Origin of the sequence: Anaeromicrobium sediminis (genome assembly GCF_002270055.1) — a bacterium.
Classification (GTDB): domain Bacteria; phylum Bacillota; class Clostridia; order Peptostreptococcales; family Thermotaleaceae; genus Anaeromicrobium; species Anaeromicrobium sediminis.
The window spans coordinates 214,380-235,594 of sequence record NZ_NIBG01000003.1; the positions used below are offsets into that span (position 1 = coordinate 214,380).

Consider the following 21,215-nt stretch of genomic DNA (forward strand, 5'->3'; position numbering starts at 1 on the left):
TTCCTTAATAAATCATAATTGAGCGATCTTGTTGAAAACCGCACTTACACCCGTTACGCTGAAGCGTAGCATAAATAAGTACATTTTTTGATAGGTGAGGGTTAAGTGTGACTATCCTTTTTATTGAACTCATAACATGGTTATAGTATCATAAAAATAAAATATTCTAGATGCAGCAATAAGAGGAGGTAAAGATGGAGGGAACAGGTCGCCATAATATTTTTCAAAAGCTTAAGAGTTTAATTATTCCAATTCCTAAAGATTTAAAAGATGAGTTTTATAGTAGAATTGTAAAAGAAAATTTAGTAAGAGTTATGATTATAAGCATAATTTATGTATTGTTTGAAATAATAATTATTTTTACAGATGTGCAAAAGGTATATTCAGTATATGAAGATAAGTTATCCACATTAATAATAATTTTTCATATAGTGTTTATTCTCATTTCCTACTGGTTAAGATTTAAAAAGAATCACGTCAATGGAATGGCAACACAGGTTATTATATACTTATATTGTTTTGTACTTGTATATTGGTCTATCGATACTAGTCTTGAATATATAAATGAACACGGTTCAATTACACTGTTTATACTTACATTGACGGGGACTTCCGCGTTTTTTTATAGACGTCCATTAGCAACTTTGATTACGAACTTTGGACTTTGTATTTACTTCGCCCTTAAGATAAAATACTTGGTTGAGGATTATATTATGATACAGCTTGGAAATTTTTCACCAGGTAATTTTCCAGTAGAAAATACGGTTGACTCTATGTTTATTGAAGTTAATCTTCATATAGCAGATGCATTTTTAATAACAGTGATTTGTTGTGCTTTAGGAATCGTTGTATATAAGTTACGTTTAAAAGTGTTTCTTGAAAAGAAGGCTTTGGAGGAACTAGCATTGAAAGATTCAATGACAAATCTATTTAATCATAAAACTATATGTGATTTACTAAAGAAGGAAATCAGAAGGTCAAAACGAAGCTCACAACCAGTTAGTATACTAATGACTGATATTGATCATTTTAAGAAGGTCAACGATACTTACGGTCACCAAGTGGGAGACCAAGTAATAATTAAAATTTCAAAGTTGTTGACTGAGGTTTGTCGTGAAACTGATTATGTGGGACGTTATGGTGGTGAGGAATTTCTTGTAGTACTTATAGATACTAATGAAGATGGTGCAAAAAAATTCGCTGAACGATTTCGCAAAGAAGTTGAAAAAATGGATTTTGGGTTACCATATCAAGTTACTGTGAGTGGCGGAGTGAAAACATATGAAAACGAATCTGCAGAAGAAATGATAAAACTGGCTGATAGGGCTTTATATAAAGCTAAGGAAAAAGGTAGGAATTGTATTATTAGTGCCGGAATTAATTAAATAGATGCTATTATTAACCACTCTGCTTTGTAGAGTGGTTAAGTAATTTTTCCTTTAGAATAAAGTAGGGTGAAACATATCATAAATAGGTGTGGTTTTAATTTATAAGAAGGCCTATTAAATTTTTCTTTGATTGATATATTTGCATCTATAAGTTCCATACTAGCCCAAAAAGAGATAAGTATATTTGCTGTTTCAACTTATGATACAGACTATATTCTTGTAAAAACAATGATATAGATAAACCTGTAGGAGCACTAATAGATGCAAACTATGAAGTTCTAAGTTAATCAAGATTTAGTCGTACTACAAAGGTGGGACTTTTGTGTTTTAATAGAAAATTCCATATACTTTCTAATAAAATCAACCTAAAAAAACACCGCCTAAAATAAGTGATAATAAAATAAGAAAAATGGGATTCAGTTTAAAAATGAACAAGAGAATGAAGCCTATCAGTGCAATCAAAGAGGTTAAGACTAAAAATCTAGGTTCTAAAGAATTTAAACCAAAGGCCGAATAAGAGGAGGTGCATAAGAGTTTTAAAATCAAAATACAAATGATTGGACGAACTCCTTGCATCATTCCATTTACCCATTTGGTGTTTTTGTTTTTTTGATATATTGAAAACAGCAAAATAATCCCTAATGCTGAGGGTAGAACATATCCACATACGGCTGCAATAAGACCTAAAAATCTTCCAGATCTGTAGCCGACTAAAGCAGCAAGCTTTGTTGTGATAGGTCCCGGCAGTGTGTTTCCAATAGCGTAGGCATCTGCAAACTCCTTGTAAGTTAGTAGTTGCAGAGTAGCAACAACTTCGGTTTCTATTAGTGGAACAGAAGCTGAACCACCACCAAAAGCAAATAAGCCGCATTTAAAAAAAGTAATAAATAAAGAGAAATATAGTGTAATGACTTTCACAACTCCTTTCAAACAGAATCTTTATAATCATATCATGAAAGAAGAAGTCTTAATGTAGCTTTATAATCAAAAATTTTGACTTACTGTAATAATATTGTCACATCATTAAAGATGATCAAATCTTATTTTTCCATGCTTTTGAATATTCTGTTGGAGTGACAGCCATATGGTGTTTAAAATACTTGGTGAATTGGCTAGGGCTGTTGTAGCCAACTTTATAAGCTACTTCTGCAATAGTATATTTCTGGCTTTTTATTAAATCCAGGCTCTTTTTCATCCGGTACTGTATTAAATACTCATAAGCTGTTGTATTAAGCAGAGATTTAAAGGTTCTGTTGCACTCAGATACACTTGTAAAAGCATTCGCAGCAATATCTTTTATTGAGATGGATTTATCGTAATTAAATTGAATAAACTCCATGTAACTTTTAAGACGGTCTCCTTGTGCTTTTTTAAAAGGCTGAACTGACTTTGAATCAATATCAATGTTGCTAATAAAGCTGAACCATAGATCATAAATAGCTGAAAGCAATTTAAAATGATAGAACTCCTTATTAAAATCCCCATAAGTAACCTCTCTCAGCAGTTTCAATTTGTCTATTATGGGCTTTTCTTGTTCATTCTGTTTGATGAGAACAAGATCCATTAATGGATTCTCTGTATATTTAAAAATACTGGAATACATATCTTTAAAAGCTGGAGACATTAAAAGTGAATCTGGAAATAGAAAACCATGACATTTGCAATTTCCATAGGTATTGAGTACATGAAGTACATTTTTAGGTATAAAAGCACCTTCACCTTCATTTATAGTGATTTCTGACATAGTTGTTTGAATGTGAAGTTTGTTTTTAAAAACAAGAATAAACTCAAGTTCCTCGTGTTTGTGTAGTATTTGAAACACCTTTCTTGGAGGATTGCATGTGTTGTCTCGTATGTCCAATGATAAAAAAGGAAACTCTTGAGAAGAGTTGATTTGTTTGGCAATTAAATAATGATGCTGTGATGAAATAGATTCCATTTTAATCTCCTTTGACGATATTGTTATAGTTAGTCTGATTTATTGGTTGAAATATTGTAAATGTATAAAATTAATTGTGATATTATTATATTACATTATTGAACTATTTATAATCTTAAATATTAACGTAAGAAAAAACATTAGGAGGGATTGGATGAATATCAACGGAATAATTGACCACACAATACTTAAAGCCGATGCAAAACAAGAAGAACTTTTAAGATATTGTGATGAAGCAAAAGAATTTGGTTTCGCATCAGTTGTTGTTAATAGTGCAAATATACCGTTCATTGCAAAAGAATTGAAAGGAAGTGGAATCAATATTGTTGCGGTAGTTGGATTTCCGCTTGGAGCAATGCTTACAAGTGTTAAAGCATTTGAGACTTCTGAATGTGTAAAAATGGGTGCAGATGAAATTGATATGGTAATAAATATCGGAGCACTGAAAGACAAAGATTATAAAACTGTAGAAGAAGATATCAGGGCAGTTGTTGAAGCATCAGGAGATGCAGCTGTTAAAGTCATAATAGAAACATGTCTTCTATCTGATGAAGAGAAAATTATGGCATCAAAGCTATCAGTAAAGGCAGGAGCAGATTTTGTGAAAACTTCAACTGGATTCTCAACAGGTGGAGCAACAGTTGGTGATATAGAGCTTATCAAGAAAACTGTTGGAGATTCTGCTTTAGTAAAAGCCAGTGGTGGTGTTCGCAGTTTAGAACAGGCATTAGATTTAATAAATGCAGGAACAAATCGTATAGGTGCAGGTGATGGAAAACTTTTGGGTGAACGATATAAAAAAATAGGACAGGTGCAGGGAGAGTATTAATTTAGTATAGCATAATAAATAGATTATCAGAAGCGTTGACTAAAGGAGAAAAGAACCTATGTTAAAGAGTGTTCTTTTCTCCTTTTTCATAAGAAAGTCCATTTACCATATTTATGCAATTTAATACTAGGGTCAATATTGATATTATATCTTGATTTAAAAAAATCTTTATGCTCCATTGACCAGTCAAACATAGTCTTAATAACAGGTTCTAAGCTTTGGCCTAGTGGTGTTAAAGAATATTCAACTTTAGGTGGAACCTCTGCATAGACTTTTCTTGTAATGAAGCCATCACGTTCCAAGCTGCGAAGTTGTTGTGCCAACATCTTTTGGTTTATGTTGTTAATAGAACGATTAATTTCTCCAAATCGTTTAGTACCCTTTTGAAGTTTACATAATATAAGAATCTTCCATTTGTCACTGAGTAGTGCTAGTGTAAGTTCAACAGGATATGTAATATTTTGTTTCTGCATATAAACCTCCATGTTAAAGGAAATTATCCTTATAAAGAAGATATGAAATCTATGCCACCTATGGGACCTGGAACTAATAATGAATGTATTAACTGTGGAATTTGTGCTAAACATTGTCCAATGAATGCTATTAATTTTGAAAATGTTAAAGAAGTGGATATTAACAAGTGTAAAAGATACCCTACAAATGCTAAGGCCATAAACCATGAAGCATTCAAAAAAGTTGCTAGTATGTTAGTAGCTAAATTTAATGAGAATAGATGTGAACCTGAATTATTTATATAAATATTTGTTTTGAATTATTATTTAATACATGGTAGAGAAATTAATAAGACATTATCATGGTTCACTTTATTATGTGATATTGAGAGGTAATAACTTTTTATTAGATAAAAACATAAGAGATGAATTTAAAGGGAAAAATCCAGAAGTTTATATTAGCAAAAATCCCTAAAGAATATTTTGAGGTAGCTTCGGGTATGAAAGAAGGATTAGATTACCTGTAGAACAAAGGTCAATACGATTGGAGTTACATCAGTCAATCTGCATTTTTGAACCAAGCAACCGTACAGCAATATATAAATTTAGTGATGATTTCTTATTAAAAGACAAAGACGATAATAGCCGTATAAGTATAGAGGATTATGGCATAGTAATGATCGATGCTGCCTAAGAACGTAAATTTATTTGTAACCCTTTACATCAGTACAAAATATTTAGTCGCAAGGAGGTTTTATTATGAAAAGAAATTCTATGGTATTAACAGAAGCTAAGATAGGACAAACTTTTAAAGTGAAAAGAGTTGAAGGTAAAGAAAAGACAAAAAAATTCCTTCTTACATTAGGTTGTTTTGAAGGAGAACAAATAACTCTTATTTCTAAACTTTCGGGAAATTTTGTAGTTAACATTAAAGATAGTAGGTATGCAATTGAGCCAAATATTGCCAAAATAATTGTACTTGAAGTATAAATTAATGGTAAAAAAAGTATATTTACTTGATGTTATGTAATTAAAAAAACATAAAATTATATTTAGTGTTATATTGAAAATGATTATACATATTAATAAATGAAGCTATAAAGAATATGTAATTTAAAAGTTTAACTTTTTATCGTTAGAATGGAATTAGATACAAAAATTTTAAATATAGGAGTTGAGATATAATGTTAGCTAATATAATTGTTGGAACTGTTTTTGCTGGAGTGCTAATAGTAGCTTTTATAAAAACTAGTATTAATATAAAAAATAATAAATGTGGTGGTTGTAGTTGTAGTTCTAGTTCTAAAAAGAGTAAGTGTCATAAATAAGAATAGAATCATGTAAATTAGCCTTCAAACTGAGAATCTAAATAGATTATTAGTTTGAAGTTTTTTTTATTTATTTAAATTCTAACATATATATATAAAGTAAACTGATAGTAATAATAAAATAATGCAAATACTGATTTAATATTGTCTAAAATACCAAGTGAGATTAAATAATAAAATTAATTCAACCAATCTAAAATGCATAATCATCAAAACCGGCGTTATACTATGTGCGGTGAACCGTACCATAAATAAGTACGGTTTCTTGATAGGAAGAGACATATATTAAAGCCGCAGCTACTGCTGTGGCTTTAATATGCCAGCATATACTAAATTTCCATTTCTTCAATTAACGCTCCGGTACGATCATGAAGACTTGCCACTCCTCTATGGATGTAGAACAATACATAAATAGGATTATCAGCAGTTTTAAGGAAAGCACGAGCTTTTTCGTTGTTATTAAGAGCTTCTTCTTTTACCTCTAGACTATCAACAAATTGAATCTCTCCACTTAAACGAGCCCAGGTAAGGTCTTTAGCAAGGACAGCAAAACCTGCAACCCCTGATTCCTTCAATTGTCTATAAACATCTTTAGTATTTGATGTGGAAAAATAAAACTTACCATCCTTTTCGAATACAAATTGAAAAGGTCTCATAACTGGTTTATTATTTTTGATTGTGGCAATTTGCCCGTACTTGTTTTCATTTAAAAAGTCAATTAATTTACTCATAGTAATAGCCTCCTAAATTCTTTATAAATATTTGATGTTTCTCATTGATTACAGTAATATTGTATTAGTATGATAGACAATAGAAAAAACTATGTTGAATACATGGCAGCAGGGATTATAGGTGTTATTCGTTTTTGGGTTAATAATAGGCATAAGTATTCCATTGAAGAATTATCAAGAATAGTGATTAATATATACTCTCAAGATATACTGGCATTATTAAAAAGTTGCTAGAACTTAAAAATAATTTGCATACTAACCAACTGTTTTAGTTCTTTTTAAATGGACTTCATGAACCTTATGATAATCTGACTTATTAAAAATACATTCCTTAATGCATACTGAACATCCGAATGAGGTTGCAAATGATCTTGCACATTTAGGTAAGTCAATATACTCGTTGGTCATACTAGCCTTTTCAATACCTACTATCCCGTCTGCTGGACAACGCTTAGAACAAATCTGACAAGTGCTACAAAAATCCTTAATCCAATTATGAGGATTTATCTCTGGGAATGGTAAGTTTTCAATACTTGTATAGACAGCTGTTATTCTTTGTCTTGGTCCAACAACTGGAGATATTAAAAGCCCATGATTTCCTATGGCGCCCATAGCTGCTTCTTCTGCCAGATGCTTATAGTCAACATCACCACCCATAGCCGGACCTGCTTGAGCGCTAAAACCTTTTGTCCTGAGATAATGAGCAATTTTATTTGAGATACGTCCTAATTTATTGTAAGTGAAATGCACTTCATGCCCCGTATCTCGTGAAGGTGCTAATGCGATTTTTTCAGGATCCATTTCCATGGTAAGTACTATTGCATTATCATGAAGTATTGCATGGTTTTTGAAAATGAGTTTTGAGGGAATCTTCGTAAAGCCTATATCATTAACACCTAGTGATTTTGCATACTCAATTATGTCTGATAATTCTTCTGAGGAAATGGTAGTTTTCGCCTCTGATGGATTCTCTGAAACACTTTCATAACTTATTTTTGTCTGCTGTCCAGTATCGATCATTACTTCAAAAGTCTTAGGATAGAACTTTGGTGGTCCTTCACCATATTTTCTAGCCAAAGCAGCAATATTGTGTGATACTTTAGACTCCTCTGAATGGATGAATAGAACTGTATCCTTTTCCACGTATTCCTCCATGTTAAAGTCTACTTTGATTTTTTTTTCTATTTGTTCTGGTCTACTCATACTAATTCTCCCCTTCACTCTATATTTTTCACATTGTGCAAGTGTTACTTGCATGAGGCGTAAAAAAAATTATTTTGATATTCCTCTTGCAAAAATTTCTGCATTCCTTCTTATGAATTCTTCATTTGATAATTCTATGATGGTTTTGTTTGTCATTGTTTTTGTTACTGCTAACCCTACAATTAAAGTGCTAAATGACAATGCTAGAAATTCAGTATCCGGTTCAATGATTACTCCACGTTTATGCATTTCATCAAAGTATGATTTATATGCTTCCTTAATGCGCATAGGTAGTTTTGAGAAAATACGTTCAAAATCTTCACCCAATTCTTCTATCAAAGTCAGCATAAGAGGTAGATTTTTCGACATTGAGTTGAAATACAGTACACTTGACTTGTAAAGATCTTCACTCAAGTTAAATTTTGCGTCATTTTTAAAATAGCTTGTTAAAGGATCTATATTACTCATTTTGTATTTGATAATTTCTTCTATGATTGCTTTTTTCTTTCCAAATAACCTAAATATGGTTACTTCATTGACTCCAGCTTCATTTGCAATTAATTTTGTCGTTGTCTTCTTGTAACCGTTTTTAACAAACAAATCCATACTTGCGTGAAGAATCTTTTCCTTAGATGATCTTGAGTCCATCGAAATTCCTCCTCTGCTATGCAAGTGATACTTACATGCTAACACCAAGATTCTAATTTGTCAAGTTTTTGCAAAGAATCATCTTAATGAAGGGGTAGATAAATTTGTACCATTAAAAGCTGAAGAGAGAAATGTTGACAATAGAAAAATCTACGTTGAATACCTGACCCCATGACCTATAGGTGTCATTTGCTTTGGGATTAATAATAGGCATAAGTATTCCATAGAAGAAATATCAAGAGTAGTGATTAATATGTACTCAAAAGATACACTGGGGTAATAAGGAACTTGAAAATGATTATCAATTATGCGATAATAAATGAGTTCAAAACAGTGTATAACCTAAATATACAGGAGGAAAACAATGACTGATAAAAATAAAGGTATTATGGCTATGATAATTTCTGCATTTGGTTTTGCAATAATGGGGGGATTAGTCAAGTTAATAGGAGACATACCAGTAATACAAAAATCTTTATTTAGAAATGGAGTTACAATGATTATCACACTTATTATAATCATATATTCTAAAGTAGATATTAGAGAAATTAAACATCACAAACTTCTATTATTACGTTCTAGTTTAGGTACCATAGGTATTCTACTTAACTATTATGCGTTAGATAATTTGATTTTATCTGATGCCAATATTATAGCTAGATTAAGTACATTTCTTGTTGTTATTTTTTGTTTTATTTTTTTAAAAGAGAAAGTTAATTTTAAACAAGTAGGGGCTATTATTGCAGCTTTTATTGGGGTACTATTTATCGTTAAGCCTCAATTAACAATTCAACCGGCGTATATAGTGGCTATTTTGGGATCCGTAGCAGCTGCATTAGCTTATACGGTGCTTAGAGTTGTTGGACAAAAAGAACATTATTTGTCTATTGTTATGTATTTTTCAACTTTTTCTACTCTTGTTCTACTGCCATATGTAATTTTTAATTTTGTAGCAATGAGTGGAATACAAATTGTTTATTCAATACTTTCTGGTGTTGGGGCGTGTGTGGGTCAATATGGTTTAACTGTTGCATATAAATATGCACCTGCAAAGGAGATATCTATTTATAGCTATTTTGGTGTTATATTTTCAGCAATATTTAGTATGGTTATATTTGAAGAATATGCCGACTTCTTGAGTGTAATTGGATATTTGATTATATTTGGAGGGTCTTTATTTATGTTTTTAGATAAGATATACTGCTCCAAAACATATGAAAAAGCATTGGAATCGTAAACTATTATAATAAAAATAATCCTAGTCAATGGATTTGTAAGTTGTACTTTATTGAATAGAACTTAAAAAAACTGCCGTTGCACACAGGATGGTGAGCCGTATCATAAATAAGTACAGTTTTTAAATTGCATATCTTCATCCAAAAACAAAAGCCCAGTTGCTAATATGAAACTGGGCTTTTATTTTGATAATATTAGAGGCTTACGGACATATATCACTTGGATATATCTATTCTCAATTTTAATAATATCTAAGTAATGATTACTTATACAAAATCATAAGGTAATACTAAAAAGTAGTTGACAATAGTTCGGGCATGAACTATACTTGAATCAAAGTTCGGATCCGAACTAATTATAAAAGCTAATTATAGGATTTATTATGATTCAGGAGGTTTATTATGAAGGCAGCTATCGTATATTTTTCAGGCACTGGCAATACATTTAGAGTAGGTGAAGTTTTTAAAGCATATTTAGAAACTATCGATTATGAAGTGGAAATGATCGACATTACTAAACATAGTAGCGATCTTAAGGGGTATGACTTATTTGTGGTGGGTACACCAACTCAAAATAGTACATCTACGTTCAATATGCATGATTTTATTGGAAAGCATATTTCTAAGAAGAATAATCCTAATGCTCGATTTATCACCTATGTAACTCACAGCTGGGGGACCGCATTTGGGCACTTGACTCTTAAAGATTTTGCAAGAAAAAAAGGATTTAAAGTTGTTGGAGCTAGAGCATTTATAGCACCTAATAATTGGTATATGTATAGAAAAGATGAACCTAAGTTCAGTGACAACGAAGTAAAGCAGGCTCTACAGAATATTCATAAAGGTGTTTGGAGTTTAATGGATTCTTACGTAAAAGGATCAGTTCAAATTGATGAACGCCCAACACTCAAAAAAAACTTAGCATATACGAAAGCGAAACTGATGAGCAGTAGTACAATGGTGTCAAGACTTGCTAAATTCATGATGAAAGTGGATGCTGACAAGTGCACGAAATGCAAAGTGTGCGTTAAACAATGCCCAGGTGAAAATATTTCTTTAAGAGATGGGAAGATTGAATTTTCAAATCAATGTTTAGCATGTGGTCGTTGTATTCATGTTTGTCCTAAAAATGCATACATGGTTTCAGGTGAAAAATTCGAACAATATGAAGGAATCAAAAAACCAATAATGGAGCAGCTGGAATTATAAGTATTACTTCAAGGTACTCTCCTGACAGCCGTTGACAATTATTTTTATTTCACATAAAATAAAGACAAATTCATTATTGAATTGTTTTAGTTACGAATAGTTTAGGGAGGTACTCTATGAATGATATATTGAGAAGGTTTATGAGCATATTTGAACATATAACTAATAATCTGAATAACGGACTGTTAGCTGAAAATATTAATATGAAATGTCCTCAAATGCTAATACTGGACTTTGTTATAACAAAAGGTGGAAAAGTCACTATTAAGGATATTGTTACTCAGATGGAGAAGAAAAAATCCACCGTTACAGAAAATGTCAATTCACTAGAAAAAAAGGGATTCTTAGTAAAATATCAATCAGAAGAGGACAGAAGAGTCTATTATGTAGAATCAACTGACAAAGCTGATGATCTTATGGACAGAGCAAACATTGTTTGGAACTCTTTAAATGAGCATGTGCAGAATGGATTTTCAGAAGAAGAGAAGCATCAACTATATAACTTATTAGACCGCACTCTTGAAAATATTATTTCTGATGAATAATTGAAATGCAAATTCACAAATATACAAGAGTAACGAGGATAAATAGATTCTGTTAATTTTGTAAAATAAATTTTATTCTAGTATATGTAGGGCTATCTCATTTAGGTATTGAGGTTGCCCTTATTTTATGTGTGATGAGTCCACATATCATGAAGAAGAAATCCGCAGTTACATTGGTTACTATGGACTGTATCTAATGTTCATCATAACAATGAGAAAAGACCACTTGCAAGTGGTCTTTTCTTTTTCACATTTAGAATTCATATGTTGCTTTACATTTACTATCCACGATTCAAATACTCATTTACGTCAGCAATGATACCTGATACATCGGAGTCCATTACCATTTTATAAACACTTGCAGTATCTGCTGCTGGAACTGCATTTGGAACATCAAATCCCATCATTTCAACTGTTTCTTTGATAAAGAATGGACTTACAGCGTTCACTCTCACACCATTGAACTGTTCAACGTTAATTGCACGAATGTAGCCTTCAAGGCCAACATTTGCCATTGTGATTGAAGAAGCACCTGGCATATAAGTGTGACTTGCAGTACCTGTAGTAACAATAATAAAGCCATTTTCTTTAACAGAATGTATACCATATCTTATAAGATCAATTTGACCTCTTAATTTACTATTGATAGCAAGATCAAGGTCTTCATCGCTTTGAATTTGGAAAGGTGCCATTTTACCATCACCAGCTGTTGAAATAATACCATCAACTGGACCGATATCTTCAAACATTTTTTTTATAGAATCTTTGCTTTCTATATCTACTTGATAATCACCCGTTGATCTACCAACTGCAATAACCTCATGCTCTTTTCTTAATAATGAAACGAGTGCACTTCCAAGTGTTCCTGTTCCGCCAACTACTAAAATTTTCATATTATATCATCCTTTTCTTTTATAATTTTTTGTTTTTATAATTAAAACTTTGTCTGGTTAAGCCACTTCAATATTCTGCTTACTAGTTCTGAAGATTGATCTTCTTGTAAGAAGTGTGAGGCATCCGTCACTGTAATATGAGGTTGCCCTTTTGCACCAGGAAAGTTTTGTTGAAATAATTTGTCGTATCCTTGATCTGCAAGGAATGGGTCTTTATCACTAAACAGTGTTAACACAGGATTTGTCCATTGCTTTAATTTTTGCCAATCCTCATAAGCTTTATCTAAATCTGAAACAACAATTTCAGGCATTTTACGTGGTCCTGCGTAATAATCTGGTGTCGGGAATGGTGCATCATATGCTTCCATTTCATCTTTTGAAAGGTTTTTAGTTGTTAATAACTGCATAATTTTACCGATTTCAAGTTTCTTAGAACGACTGAAGTAGCCAGCCCAGTTAGCATAATTCATTTTCTTTTCAAGACTTTCAATCGTTGGGTTCAAACTTGTTGAGCGAATGACTTTTAACATCGTAGGAGTGATCCATCTTTCGAAGCCTTTTGACTCAGCAAGTGCTGTGTTAGCAACCACTAATCTATCTAACCATTCTGGGTTGTTTGCTAAAACACGAAGACCAATCATACCACCCCAGTCTTGCATAAACGCTGCTGCATGTTTAATGCCCAGTTTTTCTATAAAAGTCGACATCCATTTTACATGGGCGCTGTACGAGTGGTCACGGGAGTGAGTTGGCTTATCAGATTTACCAAAGCCAATTAAATCAGGGGCGATAACACGGTAGCCTTCATTGACTAATTGAGGAATCATATGTCTGTATAGATAACTCCAGGAAGGTTGCCCATGGAATAAGAAGATGACTTTATTATTTTTATCCCCTTCATCTACATAGTGCATATTAACGCCGCCCACATCCATATAGTTTGGTTTGAATGGATAGTCTTTTAAATTTGAAAAACGATGCTCAGGTGTCTTTAATATTTTTTGAATCATTGCATTGCTCCTTTCATCTAAAAAAATAGATCGTTGTTTTGATAAACTTAGTATAGTACTTAAAATTGAAAATGAATAGTACTGTAATTAATCTGACATACTACGGAAAAAAGTAGTAATATTGATTTTGCTGGGTTATATGGATTAAAAAAGTTTTAACTTTTTTTAGGGTTACTTCAATTGTTCGCTGATTGATTGCTGATTCATGTTATATTGTTCAAAGGTTTTACCTCTATAGGCATAGGCATTTTGCGGACAAATATGCATACATCTACTACATGCTGAACAATTTTTTGAGAATCTAATGTTACCATCTATCAAGGCGATATTTTTGTTTGGACATTTCTTAACACAAACAAGACATCTGGTACATTTGTCCCCATCTACCGAAAGTGTTTTAGCAGAAAACTGGTTGATAAATGCCTTTCTAGATAGTGCAGATATCAGTTTGGCTTGCTGTTTTTTAAAGGTTGATTTTTTTTCGATACGAATATAACCATTGAGACAAGCATCCATTAATCCCTTGACATCAATCGTTATTTTTTCATATAAACGACGTATTTCAACTTCATTCTGCTTTGGCTGCACTTTTTCGTTATAGACATAGAAGTTACTTGGTGCTAAAAAGGATTGTGCACCTATAACTCGAAATCCAAGTTTTGTAATAAATTCTTGAAGGGTTAGATGGCCATAAGAATGTCCCCAACCGTGTGTCACATACGTAATGAATTGGGCTTTAGGGTTATTTGTTTTATTAACATACATTTGAATAAAATCATTCATATTTCTCGATGAAGTCATTGTGTATGTTGGCGTACCTGCTATCAATAGATCATAGTTGCTTAGTGATTGTCGGTGAGTAGAGATGTCTATCATATCAACTTCGTTATGCTTCTTTTCTAATAAATAGTCTTTAAACACTTCGCCTACTCTCTTTGTATTACCTGTACCTGAAAAATAAAGTAGAGCTGTTTTCATAGTATCTTCCCCTTTATATTTTACTAGTGACCATAAGCTTCACCTAAGTTTGTATTATTAGATTTCCGAATCAAATTATTGATAAATAGCATTGGAATGAGCCATTCAAATAACATAGGTGGTGTGTAAATGAAGACATTCACACCAATTGCAAGAATGATGATTGCAATTGAAACAAAACGATGATGTTGTTTTGGTAGCTTATCTATAAACCATACTGAAAAGTTAAATATTGCATACCATATTACTCCCCATGTTATAGAATGAGCAAATATTATACTTATGACGATTGTATGAGCATGTAATATCTGTATAATCTTTTTATCTTTAGGAAAAATAAAAGAATAAAAAATGTTGGTGATCATACCATTGCGAATATCAATGGAAATGATTATGGCAACAATCCACTGTAATAAACTCCAGTCTACTTGTTTTTTTAAACCAAAGATTATCAAGTATAGTGGTACGATTAACAATGAAATTTTTTTCATATTTAAAACTCCTTACTTTTTTAATATAACCGCCAATTGAGTTAGCGGTATTGACAAGGGTTATGTTTTCAACTAAATTATAGTTAAAGATGTTGAAAAATAAAAGTACTACAATATTTATGATATACTATGTTTTTGAGTAGTAATGTTGAAAATAAAGGAGTTGGACTGAATGAATAAAGACTTACTAGAGATTAAATGTAATGTTGGTATAGCAAATGTTGTGATGCAGGGTAAGTGGAAATTTGCAATAATTCATTTCTTATCACAAAAAACGATGAGATTTGGAGAGCTTCACAGAGCATTACCAAATATTCGACAAGGGTATTTGACTCAGAAGTTAAGAGAGCTTGAGAATTATGGTCTAGTGCATCGAGAGGTGTACAAGGAGGTTCCACCAAGAGTAGAATATTCTCTTACTGATATTGGTCGTGAGTTTTTACCTGTTACCCAAGCAATGGAGAAGTGGGGGAAGAAGTACAACGAGCTTTTACGCGAAACATTTGAAGAAAAAGGTTCTGAATAGAACATACGATGATTAAGTAAGAAATAGTCAGCCTTTACTGAAAGGCTGACTATTTTTTTGTCATTATGATATCAACTTAATTTAATACTTGTATAATCATTGGCATAGAAAGTATAGAGCAAAAAAATGAAACTTTTTCAAATGAGCAATACTACTAATTTCAACAATACTCTTTTTTAACGTACTATATATGAAAAATTATAGTACTTGTTAATAACGGTTAATCAAAGTACAATCTACTTGTAAAGGTTGAGGCACATCAGCGGATTGCCTTAAGCATCAAAATAAGTTGTTAAAACTTGTTAATGAATAACCCAGGAGGTATTCAAATGAAGTCATTATATGAAAAGACCTTGCTAGGTGGCAGTGAGGTAAGAAAACTGAAGCAGAAGTGGTTGGTAACAGGTAAGAAAAATATAACTCACCAATAGGATAATCGAAACAGTATGAATAAATGGGAGGTTTACAATGAGTAAAGTAGTAGAATATTTAAACAATAACAAAGTAGGTCAATTCGCAACAATTAAAGATGGGCAGGTCGTTATGAGACCATTTCATTTTCTATGTGAAAAGGACGGTAAATTCATATTTGGTACGGCCAACGACAAAGAAGTCTACAAAGAACTAAAAGAAAATCCGACAGCAGCTTTCGCTGTTATGGGGGATAACATGCAGTGGGTAAGACTGAGAGGCAAAGTACAGTTTTCTGACAACCAAGAGCTTAAAAACGAGATGTTTGAAATTGAGCCTCTACTAGCTACAGTTTACCAAACACCTGACAATCCAAGATTTGAACTGTTCTGTATTTACGATGGTGTAGCATCACTTCACGGCGGAATGGGGAACGTGATAGAGGAAATTAAATTCTAAAGATATGTAGATTGCAATGTAATAGATGAGCAATACATTAAAGAATGAAATTGAAAAGAAAGTAATAAAAGTGGTTAGCTATAAAATTCAGCTGACCACTTTTTCCTATTTAATTCTTATTTTGTGTTTTCTCATATTACATCTCCCTTATTAAAATAAGTTGTTATTGAAAAATACTTTATGTGATTTGACTACAAAATGAAAATTTTACTTAAGTTATGGACATCTTATTGACATAGAATATGTTTTCAAATATATTATAGTTATTAGGAATGTATGTTAATAGTACTATAATATTTATGATATACTACGCTTTCTCGTAGAAATACTGAAAATAAAGGAGTTTATAATTATGAATAAAGATTTACTTAAAATGGGTTGTAGTGTGGGAATTGCCAATGTGGTTATGCAAGGCAAATGGAAATTCGCTATAATTCATTTTCTTTCAGAAGATACAATGAGATTTGGAGAACTTTGCAGAGCTCTACCTAATATCCGACAAGGATATTTAACACAACAATTAAGAGAGCTTGAGAAAGACGGACTTGTACATCGAGAAGTGTATAAACAAGTTCCTCCTAAAGTTGAATACTCACTAACTGAAATAGGACGTGAGTTTTTGTCAGTGACAAAAGCTATGGACGAATGGGGTAAAAAGTATATTAAATTGCTAGAAAAGACGTTTGATGGAAAAGATGAGTAATGATTCTTGTTATAATGGAGAATTGTCTGTTAGGTATGGTATTGATGCTGGAAAGAATCTTATAAATGAAGATCATCAAGCATCTTATGACAAAGTTGATGGCTCATAATCATTGCTAAGAAGAGTAGATTCTTTAGTAAACTTAATCCGAACATATTCTATTTGTTTCCAGTGATAGGGTACTGTGGTTTTTATTTCTATGCTTAACAAAACAGCAGTTAAGATAGGTACGGTGAAGCGTATTATAAGTAACTGCGGTGTAGCTTGCCATTAAGTTATATAAATAGATAAATACATTGATATAGCAAATAAAAAAGATGATTCAAGCAATCATCTTTTTTATTAGTCTTTTATTAGTGCAATTTATTATCAAAAATGTTACTTTTATGTTTGTTAGTTTTCACAATATTACTAAAACAAATTTCTTACTGTTAGCTGGAAGATAGAAAGAGATTTACTTTTTCTTTAATTTAAACCTTTATCAAAAACTATAGGAGTAATAGTTTAATTAGTTATTCTTACCTGAGGAAGTTAAGATTTAGTAATTGGAGTTATTACTATTGCAATAGGAGCAGTTCCAACAGTTATATTAGTAACAGAGTTATCTAATACTTTTATCTTTGATACATTATTAGAACCACAATTAGCAATATAAGCAAATTTTCCATCTGGACTTATTTCTATTGCACAAGGGTTGCTTCCAACACATATAGTAGCAACTACAGNAGAGTTATCTAATACTTTTATCTTTGATACATTATTAGAACCACAATTAGCAATATAAGCAAATTTTCCATCTGGACTTATTTCTATTGCACAAGGGTTGCTTCCAACACATATAGTAGCAACTACAGAATTATCTGATACATTTATCTTTGATACATTATTAGAACCACAATTAACAACATATACAAATTTTCCATCTGGAGTTATTCCTATTGCACGAGGATTACATCCAACACATATAGTAGCAACTACAGAGTTAGCTGATATATTTATCTTTGATACATTATTTGAACCATAATTAGCAGCATAAGCAAATTTTCCATCTGGAGTTATTCCTATTGCACGAGGATTACATTCAACAGTTATATTAGTAACTGAATCATCTGACATTTTAATCTTTGATACATCATTTGAATCAAAATTAGTTATTATAATCTGAGGAAGTATAGGTTTTGCTGGAGTTATGGCTATTCCTGTAGGACCATTTCCAACAGTGATAGTATCAATTACTGTATTATCTGATATTCTTATTACTGATACACTGGCATCGCGAAAATTCGTAACATAAGCAAACTCTCCATTTGGAGTTATTGCTNCATAATTAGCAGCATAAGCAAATTTTCCATCTGGAGTTATTCCTATTGCACGAGGATTACATTCAACAGTTATATTAGTAACTGAATCATCTGACATTTTAATCTTTGATACATCATTTGAATCAAAATTAGTTATTATAATCTGAGGAAGTATAGGTTTTGCTGGAGTTATGGCTATTCCTGTAGGACCATTTCCAACAGTGATAGTATCAATTACTGTATTATCTGATATTCTTATTACTGATACACTGGCATCGCGAAAATTCGTAACATAAGCAAACTCTCCATTTGGAGTTATTGCTACTCCTACAGGTCTAGATCTAACAGTGATAGTATCAATCATTCTATTGTCTGATATTCGTATTACTGATACACTGGCATCTAGAAAATTCGTAATATAAGCCAACTCTCCATTTGGAGTTATTGCTATTCCAAATGGTCTATCTACAGAAGTTATAATATCAATTACTCTATTGTCTGATATTCGTATTACTGATACACTGTCATCGCAAAAATTTGTAACATAAGCTAACTCTCCATTTGGAGTTATTGCTACTCCTACAGGATCATTTCCAACAGCGATAGTATCAACCACTCTATTGTCTAATATTCGTATTACTGATACACTGGCATCTAGAAAATTCGTAATATAAGCCAACTCTCCATTTGGAGTTATTGCTATTCCAAATGGTCTATCTACAGAAGTTATAATATCAATTACTCTATTGTCTGATATTCGTATTACTGATACACTGTCATCGCAAAAATTTGTAACATAAGCTAACTCTCCATTTGGAGTTATTGCTACTCCTACAGGATCATTTCCAACAGCGATAGTATCAACCACTCTATTGTCTAATATTCGTATTACTGATACACTGGCATCAAACTCATTGGTAACATATGCAAACTCGCCATTAGGAGTTATTGCTACTCCTACGGGAAAATTTTTAACAGAGATAGTATCAACCACTGTATTGTCTGATATTCGTATTACTGATACAGTGTCATCACACTGATTCGCAACATATGCAAACTCGCCATTTGGAGTTATTGCTATTCCAAATGGATCATTTCCAACAGTGATAGTATCAACCACTGCATTGTCTGATATTCGTATTACTGATACACTGGCATTAAACTCATTGGTAACATATACAAACTCTCCATTTGGAGTTATTGCTATTTCAGAGGGACCATCTTCCACTGCTATAATATCAACCACTGTGTTGTCTAATGTTCGTACTACCGACACAGTGTTATCAAACTGATTGGCAACATAAGCAAATTGTTGAACTGCCATTATAATTCTCCTTTCCAGAACAAACAAGATTATATAATCATAAAATATTGATTTTTATTTTTAATACTATAGTATATTTATTAATACATTAAAATGATTCAAAATGTTAAACTTAGATATGGGACATGTATGTAGTGGAATCTTCGAGAATAATTACTGAGTATTCTAATCCATAAGGACTTGAGGGAGATTCTTTTAAAATAAAGGATAGTAATCTATAGATAGATTACTATCCTTTATTTTTTATAGCTATATGTGAAATGTTGGAGCATTAATAAGATTACTTGCTTAAAATATGCATTTAAAATAAAAAATGAGAAAATATGCAAAGAAATGACCATAGAATATATTTATCTAAATGATTATTGGCATTTGACAAAAACCAAAATTGGAGTATAATGTAATTAGCAAATGCCAATAATAAAATCGGAGGGATACAAATGCATATAGAAAAAGAAAAACCACAAGAAGGAACAAATATTAAAAAGGTTGTTGCTATTATGAGTGGAAAAGGAGGCGTGGGAAAGTCTTCAGTTACTTCTTTAATGGCAGTATCTTTACAAAATAAAGGGTATAAAGTGGGAATATTGGATGCTGATATTACAGGACCAAGTATTCCTAAAGTATTTGGAATAGGTGAAAAAAGAGCCATTGCAATTAATCAAGTAATTCAACCAGTAGAAACAACAACAGGTATAAAAGTGATTTCTGTTAATTTAATGATTGACCAAGAAGATGCACCAGTAGTATGGCGAGGACCTTTAATTGGGTCTATGGTAAAACAATTTTATACAGATGTAGCCTGGGAAGAGTTAGATTATCTTTTAATTGATTTACCTCCAGGGACAGGAGATGTTCCCCTAACAATCATGCAGTCATTACCAGTTGATGGTATAGTGGTAGTTTCTTCTCCTCAGGATTTAGTACAATTAATCGTAAAAAAATCTGTAAATATGGCTAAGATGATGGCTACTCCTATTTATGGACTTGTAGAAAATATGAGCTATTTTGAGTGTCCAGACTGTAATAAGAAACATTACTTATTTGGAGAAAGCAAAATTGAAGAAGTTGCAAAGGATATGGATATACACGTATTAGAAAAGCTTCCTATTAATCAAGACTTTGTAACCTTATGTGATGAGGGAAGAGTAGAAGTATTTGGTAAAACATATTTTGGACTATGTGAAAACTTAGCGGAAAAATTAGAAGAAAGAATAGGGGGAATTGAATAATGAAAATAGCTATTACATGTGTTAAAAAAGATAAAGATTCAATGATAGATGAAAGATTTGGAAGGTGTAATTATTTCACAATCTATGATACAGAAAGCAAATCCTTTGAACATGTTGAAAATAAAGGTGTAACTTCTGCACAAGGAGCTGGGATTGCTGCAGGACAACAACTACTTGATCATGGAGTAGAGGCTCTTATAACAGGTCATGTGGGACCAAATGCAATGAAAATATTACAAAGTGGTAATGTATCTATTTATAAATGTAGCGGAAAAAACATTAAAGAAGAAATAGATTTATTATTAGACAATAAGTTAGAAAATATAAATAATGCAGTTCCTCCTCATTCTGGAATGAGAAACAGACATGGAAGGGCATAG

General features: G+C 31.9%; 28 protein-coding genes. 17 read left to right on the plus strand and 11 right to left on the minus strand.

The window, feature by feature from the left end; translation table 11 throughout:
- Nucleotides 1–194: 194 nt before the first annotated feature.
- Nucleotides 195–1,385 carry a GGDEF domain-containing protein gene (locus tag CCE28_RS05735; protein ID WP_095131863.1) on the plus strand — a complete coding sequence of 397 codons (1,191 nt, stop codon included), beginning with the start codon at nt 195–197 and terminating at the stop codon, nt 1,383–1,385.
- Nucleotides 1,386–1,514: 129 nt separating this feature from the next.
- On the plus strand, nt 1,515–1,625 hold the full coding sequence (locus CCE28_RS22910; RefSeq protein WP_334293509.1) for an ACT domain-containing protein: 111 nt from the start codon (nt 1,515–1,517) through the stop codon (nt 1,623–1,625).
- A 123-nt stretch (nt 1,626–1,748) separates the two neighbouring features.
- On the opposite strand, the gene CCE28_RS05745 is transcribed toward CCE28_RS22910, so the two are convergent.
- Together CCE28_RS05745 and CCE28_RS05750 are read right to left on the minus strand one after the other, a co-directional pair.
- Nucleotides 1,749–2,318 (minus strand): chromate transporter, encoded by a 570-nt coding sequence (locus tag CCE28_RS05745; RefSeq protein WP_095131864.1) that lies wholly within the window; start codon nt 2,316–2,318, stop codon nt 1,749–1,751.
- A 103-nt stretch (nt 2,319–2,421) separates the two neighbouring features.
- Nucleotides 2,422–3,327: an AraC family transcriptional regulator gene (locus tag CCE28_RS05750; RefSeq protein ID WP_095131865.1), complete on the minus strand. Its 906-nt coding sequence runs from the start codon at nt 3,325–3,327 to the stop codon at nt 2,422–2,424.
- Nucleotides 3,328–3,481: 154 nt separating this feature from the next.
- On the opposite strand from CCE28_RS05750, the gene deoC reads away from it, so the two are divergent.
- The gene (gene deoC / locus CCE28_RS05755) at nt 3,482–4,156 is read left to right on the plus strand and encodes a deoxyribose-phosphate aldolase (protein ID WP_095131866.1); all 675 of its coding nucleotides are present in this window, start codon (nt 3,482–3,484) and stop codon (nt 4,154–4,156) included.
- Between the two features lie 86 nt (nt 4,157–4,242).
- On the opposite strand, the gene CCE28_RS05760 is transcribed toward deoC, so the two are convergent.
- On the minus strand, nt 4,243–4,629 hold the full coding sequence (locus CCE28_RS05760; protein ID WP_095131867.1) for a winged helix-turn-helix transcriptional regulator: 387 nt from the start codon (nt 4,627–4,629) through the stop codon (nt 4,243–4,245).
- A 42-nt stretch (nt 4,630–4,671) separates the two neighbouring features.
- On the opposite strand from CCE28_RS05760, the gene CCE28_RS05765 reads away from it, so the two are divergent.
- From CCE28_RS05765 to CCE28_RS21850, 4 genes are all read left to right on the plus strand, one after another.
- Entirely contained in the window at nt 4,672–4,914 is a 243-nt protein-coding gene (locus CCE28_RS05765) for a 4Fe-4S binding protein (protein ID WP_141228320.1), read from the plus strand.
- Nucleotides 4,915–5,152: 238 nt separating this feature from the next.
- The gene (locus CCE28_RS22155; protein ID WP_176461680.1) at nt 5,153–5,302 is read left to right on the plus strand and encodes a hypothetical protein; all 150 of its coding nucleotides are present in this window, start codon (nt 5,153–5,155) and stop codon (nt 5,300–5,302) included.
- A gap of 65 nt (nt 5,303–5,367) precedes the next feature.
- A complete protein-coding gene (locus CCE28_RS05770; protein WP_242972916.1) occupies nt 5,368–5,598 on the plus strand; it encodes a FeoA family protein in 231 nt (76 codons plus the stop codon).
- A 194-nt stretch (nt 5,599–5,792) separates the two neighbouring features.
- Complete coding sequence (locus CCE28_RS21850; protein ID WP_141228321.1) at nt 5,793–5,936, plus strand: FeoB-associated Cys-rich membrane protein; 144 nt, start codon at nt 5,793–5,795, stop codon at nt 5,934–5,936.
- A gap of 329 nt (nt 5,937–6,265) precedes the next feature.
- Here the strand turns inward: CCE28_RS21850 and CCE28_RS05775 are convergent, their stop codons facing one another.
- Complete coding sequence (locus tag CCE28_RS05775) at nt 6,266–6,667, minus strand: pyridoxamine 5'-phosphate oxidase family protein (RefSeq protein ID WP_095131871.1); 402 nt, start codon at nt 6,665–6,667, stop codon at nt 6,266–6,268.
- A 69-nt stretch (nt 6,668–6,736) separates the two neighbouring features.
- Between CCE28_RS05775 and CCE28_RS22160 the strand changes: the two genes are divergently transcribed.
- The gene (locus tag CCE28_RS22160) at nt 6,737–6,901 is read left to right on the plus strand and encodes a TetR-like C-terminal domain-containing protein (protein WP_176461681.1); all 165 of its coding nucleotides are present in this window, start codon (nt 6,737–6,739) and stop codon (nt 6,899–6,901) included.
- Nucleotides 6,902–6,922: 21 nt separating this feature from the next.
- On the opposite strand, the gene CCE28_RS05780 is transcribed toward CCE28_RS22160, so the two are convergent.
- Together CCE28_RS05780 and CCE28_RS05785 are read right to left on the minus strand one after the other, a co-directional pair.
- Nucleotides 6,923–7,870 (minus strand): [Fe-S]-binding protein, encoded by a 948-nt coding sequence (locus CCE28_RS05780; RefSeq protein WP_095131873.1) that lies wholly within the window; start codon nt 7,868–7,870, stop codon nt 6,923–6,925.
- Nucleotides 7,871–7,939: 69 nt separating this feature from the next.
- Nucleotides 7,940–8,518, minus strand: coding sequence for a TetR/AcrR family transcriptional regulator (locus CCE28_RS05785; RefSeq protein WP_095131875.1), 579 nt, complete (start codon nt 8,516–8,518; stop codon nt 7,940–7,942).
- A gap of 364 nt (nt 8,519–8,882) precedes the next feature.
- Between CCE28_RS05785 and CCE28_RS05790 the strand changes: the two genes are divergently transcribed.
- The 3 genes from CCE28_RS05790 to CCE28_RS05800 all read left to right on the plus strand — a co-directional run bounded on the left by CCE28_RS05790 (nt 8,883) and on the right by CCE28_RS05800 (nt 11,507).
- Entirely contained in the window at nt 8,883–9,755 is an 873-nt protein-coding gene (locus tag CCE28_RS05790) for a DMT family transporter (protein ID WP_095131878.1), read from the plus strand.
- Nucleotides 9,756–10,155: 400 nt separating this feature from the next.
- Nucleotides 10,156–10,962, plus strand: a complete 807-nt coding sequence (locus tag CCE28_RS05795; RefSeq protein WP_095131881.1) for an EFR1 family ferrodoxin — start codon at nt 10,156–10,158, stop codon at nt 10,960–10,962.
- Between the two features lie 116 nt (nt 10,963–11,078).
- Nucleotides 11,079–11,507, plus strand: coding sequence for a MarR family winged helix-turn-helix transcriptional regulator (locus tag CCE28_RS05800; protein ID WP_095131883.1), 429 nt, complete (start codon nt 11,079–11,081; stop codon nt 11,505–11,507).
- Nucleotides 11,508–11,788: 281 nt separating this feature from the next.
- On the opposite strand, the gene CCE28_RS05805 is transcribed toward CCE28_RS05800, so the two are convergent.
- The 4 genes from CCE28_RS05805 to CCE28_RS05820 form a co-directional block, all read right to left on the minus strand.
- Nucleotides 11,789–12,400 carry a short chain dehydrogenase gene (locus CCE28_RS05805; protein WP_095131885.1) on the minus strand — a complete coding sequence of 204 codons (612 nt, stop codon included), beginning with the start codon at nt 12,398–12,400 and terminating at the stop codon, nt 11,789–11,791.
- Between the two features lie 41 nt (nt 12,401–12,441).
- Nucleotides 12,442–13,410, minus strand: coding sequence for a haloalkane dehalogenase (locus tag CCE28_RS05810; RefSeq protein ID WP_095131887.1), 969 nt, complete (start codon nt 13,408–13,410; stop codon nt 12,442–12,444).
- A 171-nt stretch (nt 13,411–13,581) separates the two neighbouring features.
- Nucleotides 13,582–14,388, minus strand: coding sequence for an EFR1 family ferrodoxin (locus CCE28_RS05815; RefSeq protein WP_095131889.1), 807 nt, complete (start codon nt 14,386–14,388; stop codon nt 13,582–13,584).
- A gap of 23 nt (nt 14,389–14,411) precedes the next feature.
- The gene (locus CCE28_RS05820; RefSeq protein WP_095131891.1) at nt 14,412–14,879 is read right to left on the minus strand and encodes a hypothetical protein; all 468 of its coding nucleotides are present in this window, start codon (nt 14,877–14,879) and stop codon (nt 14,412–14,414) included.
- Nucleotides 14,880–15,051: 172 nt separating this feature from the next.
- On the opposite strand from CCE28_RS05820, the gene CCE28_RS05825 reads away from it, so the two are divergent.
- From CCE28_RS05825 to CCE28_RS22725, 4 genes are all read left to right on the plus strand, one after another.
- On the plus strand, nt 15,052–15,405 hold the full coding sequence (locus CCE28_RS05825; protein ID WP_095131893.1) for a winged helix-turn-helix transcriptional regulator: 354 nt from the start codon (nt 15,052–15,054) through the stop codon (nt 15,403–15,405).
- A 468-nt stretch (nt 15,406–15,873) separates the two neighbouring features.
- Nucleotides 15,874–16,275, plus strand: coding sequence for a pyridoxamine 5'-phosphate oxidase family protein (locus tag CCE28_RS05830; RefSeq protein ID WP_095131895.1), 402 nt, complete (start codon nt 15,874–15,876; stop codon nt 16,273–16,275).
- 352 nt (nt 16,276–16,627) lie between these two features.
- The gene (locus tag CCE28_RS05835; protein WP_176461682.1) at nt 16,628–16,978 is read left to right on the plus strand and encodes a winged helix-turn-helix transcriptional regulator; all 351 of its coding nucleotides are present in this window, start codon (nt 16,628–16,630) and stop codon (nt 16,976–16,978) included.
- The gene (locus tag CCE28_RS22725) at nt 16,962–17,087 is read left to right on the plus strand and encodes a hypothetical protein (RefSeq protein ID WP_278277527.1); all 126 of its coding nucleotides are present in this window, start codon (nt 16,962–16,964) and stop codon (nt 17,085–17,087) included. Before CCE28_RS05835 ends, CCE28_RS22725 begins: the two co-directional genes overlap by 17 nt.
- A gap of 422 nt (nt 17,088–17,509) precedes the next feature.
- Here the strand turns inward: CCE28_RS22725 and CCE28_RS05840 are convergent, their stop codons facing one another.
- Nucleotides 17,510–19,603 (minus strand): beta-propeller fold lactonase family protein, encoded by a 2,094-nt coding sequence (locus CCE28_RS05840; protein WP_095131899.1) that lies wholly within the window; start codon nt 19,601–19,603, stop codon nt 17,510–17,512.
- Nucleotides 19,604–20,043: 440 nt separating this feature from the next.
- Between CCE28_RS05840 and CCE28_RS05845 the strand changes: the two genes are divergently transcribed.
- Both CCE28_RS05845 and CCE28_RS05850 read left to right on the plus strand, forming a co-directional pair.
- Nucleotides 20,044–20,835, plus strand: coding sequence for an Mrp/NBP35 family ATP-binding protein (locus CCE28_RS05845; RefSeq protein ID WP_095131901.1), 792 nt, complete (start codon nt 20,044–20,046; stop codon nt 20,833–20,835).
- On the plus strand, nt 20,835–21,215 hold the full coding sequence (locus CCE28_RS05850; RefSeq protein WP_095131903.1) for a NifB/NifX family molybdenum-iron cluster-binding protein: 381 nt from the start codon (nt 20,835–20,837) through the stop codon (nt 21,213–21,215). The genes CCE28_RS05845 and CCE28_RS05850 overlap by 1 nt, the downstream gene beginning before the upstream one ends.

Excerpts from the sequence above, each read along its gene's own strand:
- CCE28_RS05735 (WP_095131863.1), top strand. The coding sequence starts at position 195 with ATGGAGGGAACAGGTCGCCATAATATTTTTCAAAAGCTTAAGAGTTTA.
- CCE28_RS05750 (WP_095131865.1), bottom strand. The coding sequence starts at position 3,327 with ATGGAATCTATTTCATCACAGCATCATTATTTAATTGCCAAACAAATC.
- deoC (WP_095131866.1), top strand. The coding sequence starts at position 3,482 with ATGAATATCAACGGAATAATTGACCACACAATACTTAAAGCCGATGCA.
- CCE28_RS05760 (WP_095131867.1), bottom strand. The coding sequence starts at position 4,629 with ATGCAGAAACAAAATATTACATATCCTGTTGAACTTACACTAGCACTA.
- CCE28_RS05765 (WP_141228320.1), top strand. The coding sequence starts at position 4,672 with ATGAAATCTATGCCACCTATGGGACCTGGAACTAATAATGAATGTATT.
- CCE28_RS05770 (WP_242972916.1), top strand. The coding sequence starts at position 5,368 with ATGAAAAGAAATTCTATGGTATTAACAGAAGCTAAGATAGGACAAACT.
- CCE28_RS21850 (WP_141228321.1), top strand. The coding sequence starts at position 5,793 with ATGTTAGCTAATATAATTGTTGGAACTGTTTTTGCTGGAGTGCTAATA.
- CCE28_RS05775 (WP_095131871.1), bottom strand. The coding sequence starts at position 6,667 with ATGAGTAAATTAATTGACTTTTTAAATGAAAACAAGTACGGGCAAATT.
- CCE28_RS22160 (WP_176461681.1), top strand. The coding sequence starts at position 6,737 with ATGATAGACAATAGAAAAAACTATGTTGAATACATGGCAGCAGGGATT.
- CCE28_RS05780 (WP_095131873.1), bottom strand. The coding sequence starts at position 7,870 with ATGAGTAGACCAGAACAAATAGAAAAAAAAATCAAAGTAGACTTTAAC.
- CCE28_RS05785 (WP_095131875.1), bottom strand. The coding sequence starts at position 8,518 with ATGGACTCAAGATCATCTAAGGAAAAGATTCTTCACGCAAGTATGGAT.
- CCE28_RS05790 (WP_095131878.1), top strand. The coding sequence starts at position 8,883 with ATGACTGATAAAAATAAAGGTATTATGGCTATGATAATTTCTGCATTT.
- CCE28_RS05795 (WP_095131881.1), top strand. The coding sequence starts at position 10,156 with ATGAAGGCAGCTATCGTATATTTTTCAGGCACTGGCAATACATTTAGA.
- CCE28_RS05800 (WP_095131883.1), top strand. The coding sequence starts at position 11,079 with ATGAATGATATATTGAGAAGGTTTATGAGCATATTTGAACATATAACT.
- CCE28_RS05805 (WP_095131885.1), bottom strand. The coding sequence starts at position 12,400 with ATGAAAATTTTAGTAGTTGGCGGAACAGGAACACTTGGAAGTGCACTC.
- CCE28_RS05810 (WP_095131887.1), bottom strand. The coding sequence starts at position 13,410 with ATGATTCAAAAAATATTAAAGACACCTGAGCATCGTTTTTCAAATTTA.
- CCE28_RS05815 (WP_095131889.1), bottom strand. The coding sequence starts at position 14,388 with ATGAAAACAGCTCTACTTTATTTTTCAGGTACAGGTAATACAAAGAGA.
- CCE28_RS05820 (WP_095131891.1), bottom strand. The coding sequence starts at position 14,879 with ATGAAAAAAATTTCATTGTTAATCGTACCACTATACTTGATAATCTTT.
- CCE28_RS05825 (WP_095131893.1), top strand. The coding sequence starts at position 15,052 with ATGAATAAAGACTTACTAGAGATTAAATGTAATGTTGGTATAGCAAAT.
- CCE28_RS05830 (WP_095131895.1), top strand. The coding sequence starts at position 15,874 with ATGAGTAAAGTAGTAGAATATTTAAACAATAACAAAGTAGGTCAATTC.
- CCE28_RS05835 (WP_176461682.1), top strand. The coding sequence starts at position 16,628 with ATGAATAAAGATTTACTTAAAATGGGTTGTAGTGTGGGAATTGCCAAT.
- CCE28_RS22725 (WP_278277527.1), top strand. The coding sequence starts at position 16,962 with ATGGAAAAGATGAGTAATGATTCTTGTTATAATGGAGAATTGTCTGTT.
- CCE28_RS05845 (WP_095131901.1), top strand. The coding sequence starts at position 20,044 with ATGCATATAGAAAAAGAAAAACCACAAGAAGGAACAAATATTAAAAAG.
- CCE28_RS05850 (WP_095131903.1), top strand. The coding sequence starts at position 20,835 with ATGAAAATAGCTATTACATGTGTTAAAAAAGATAAAGATTCAATGATA.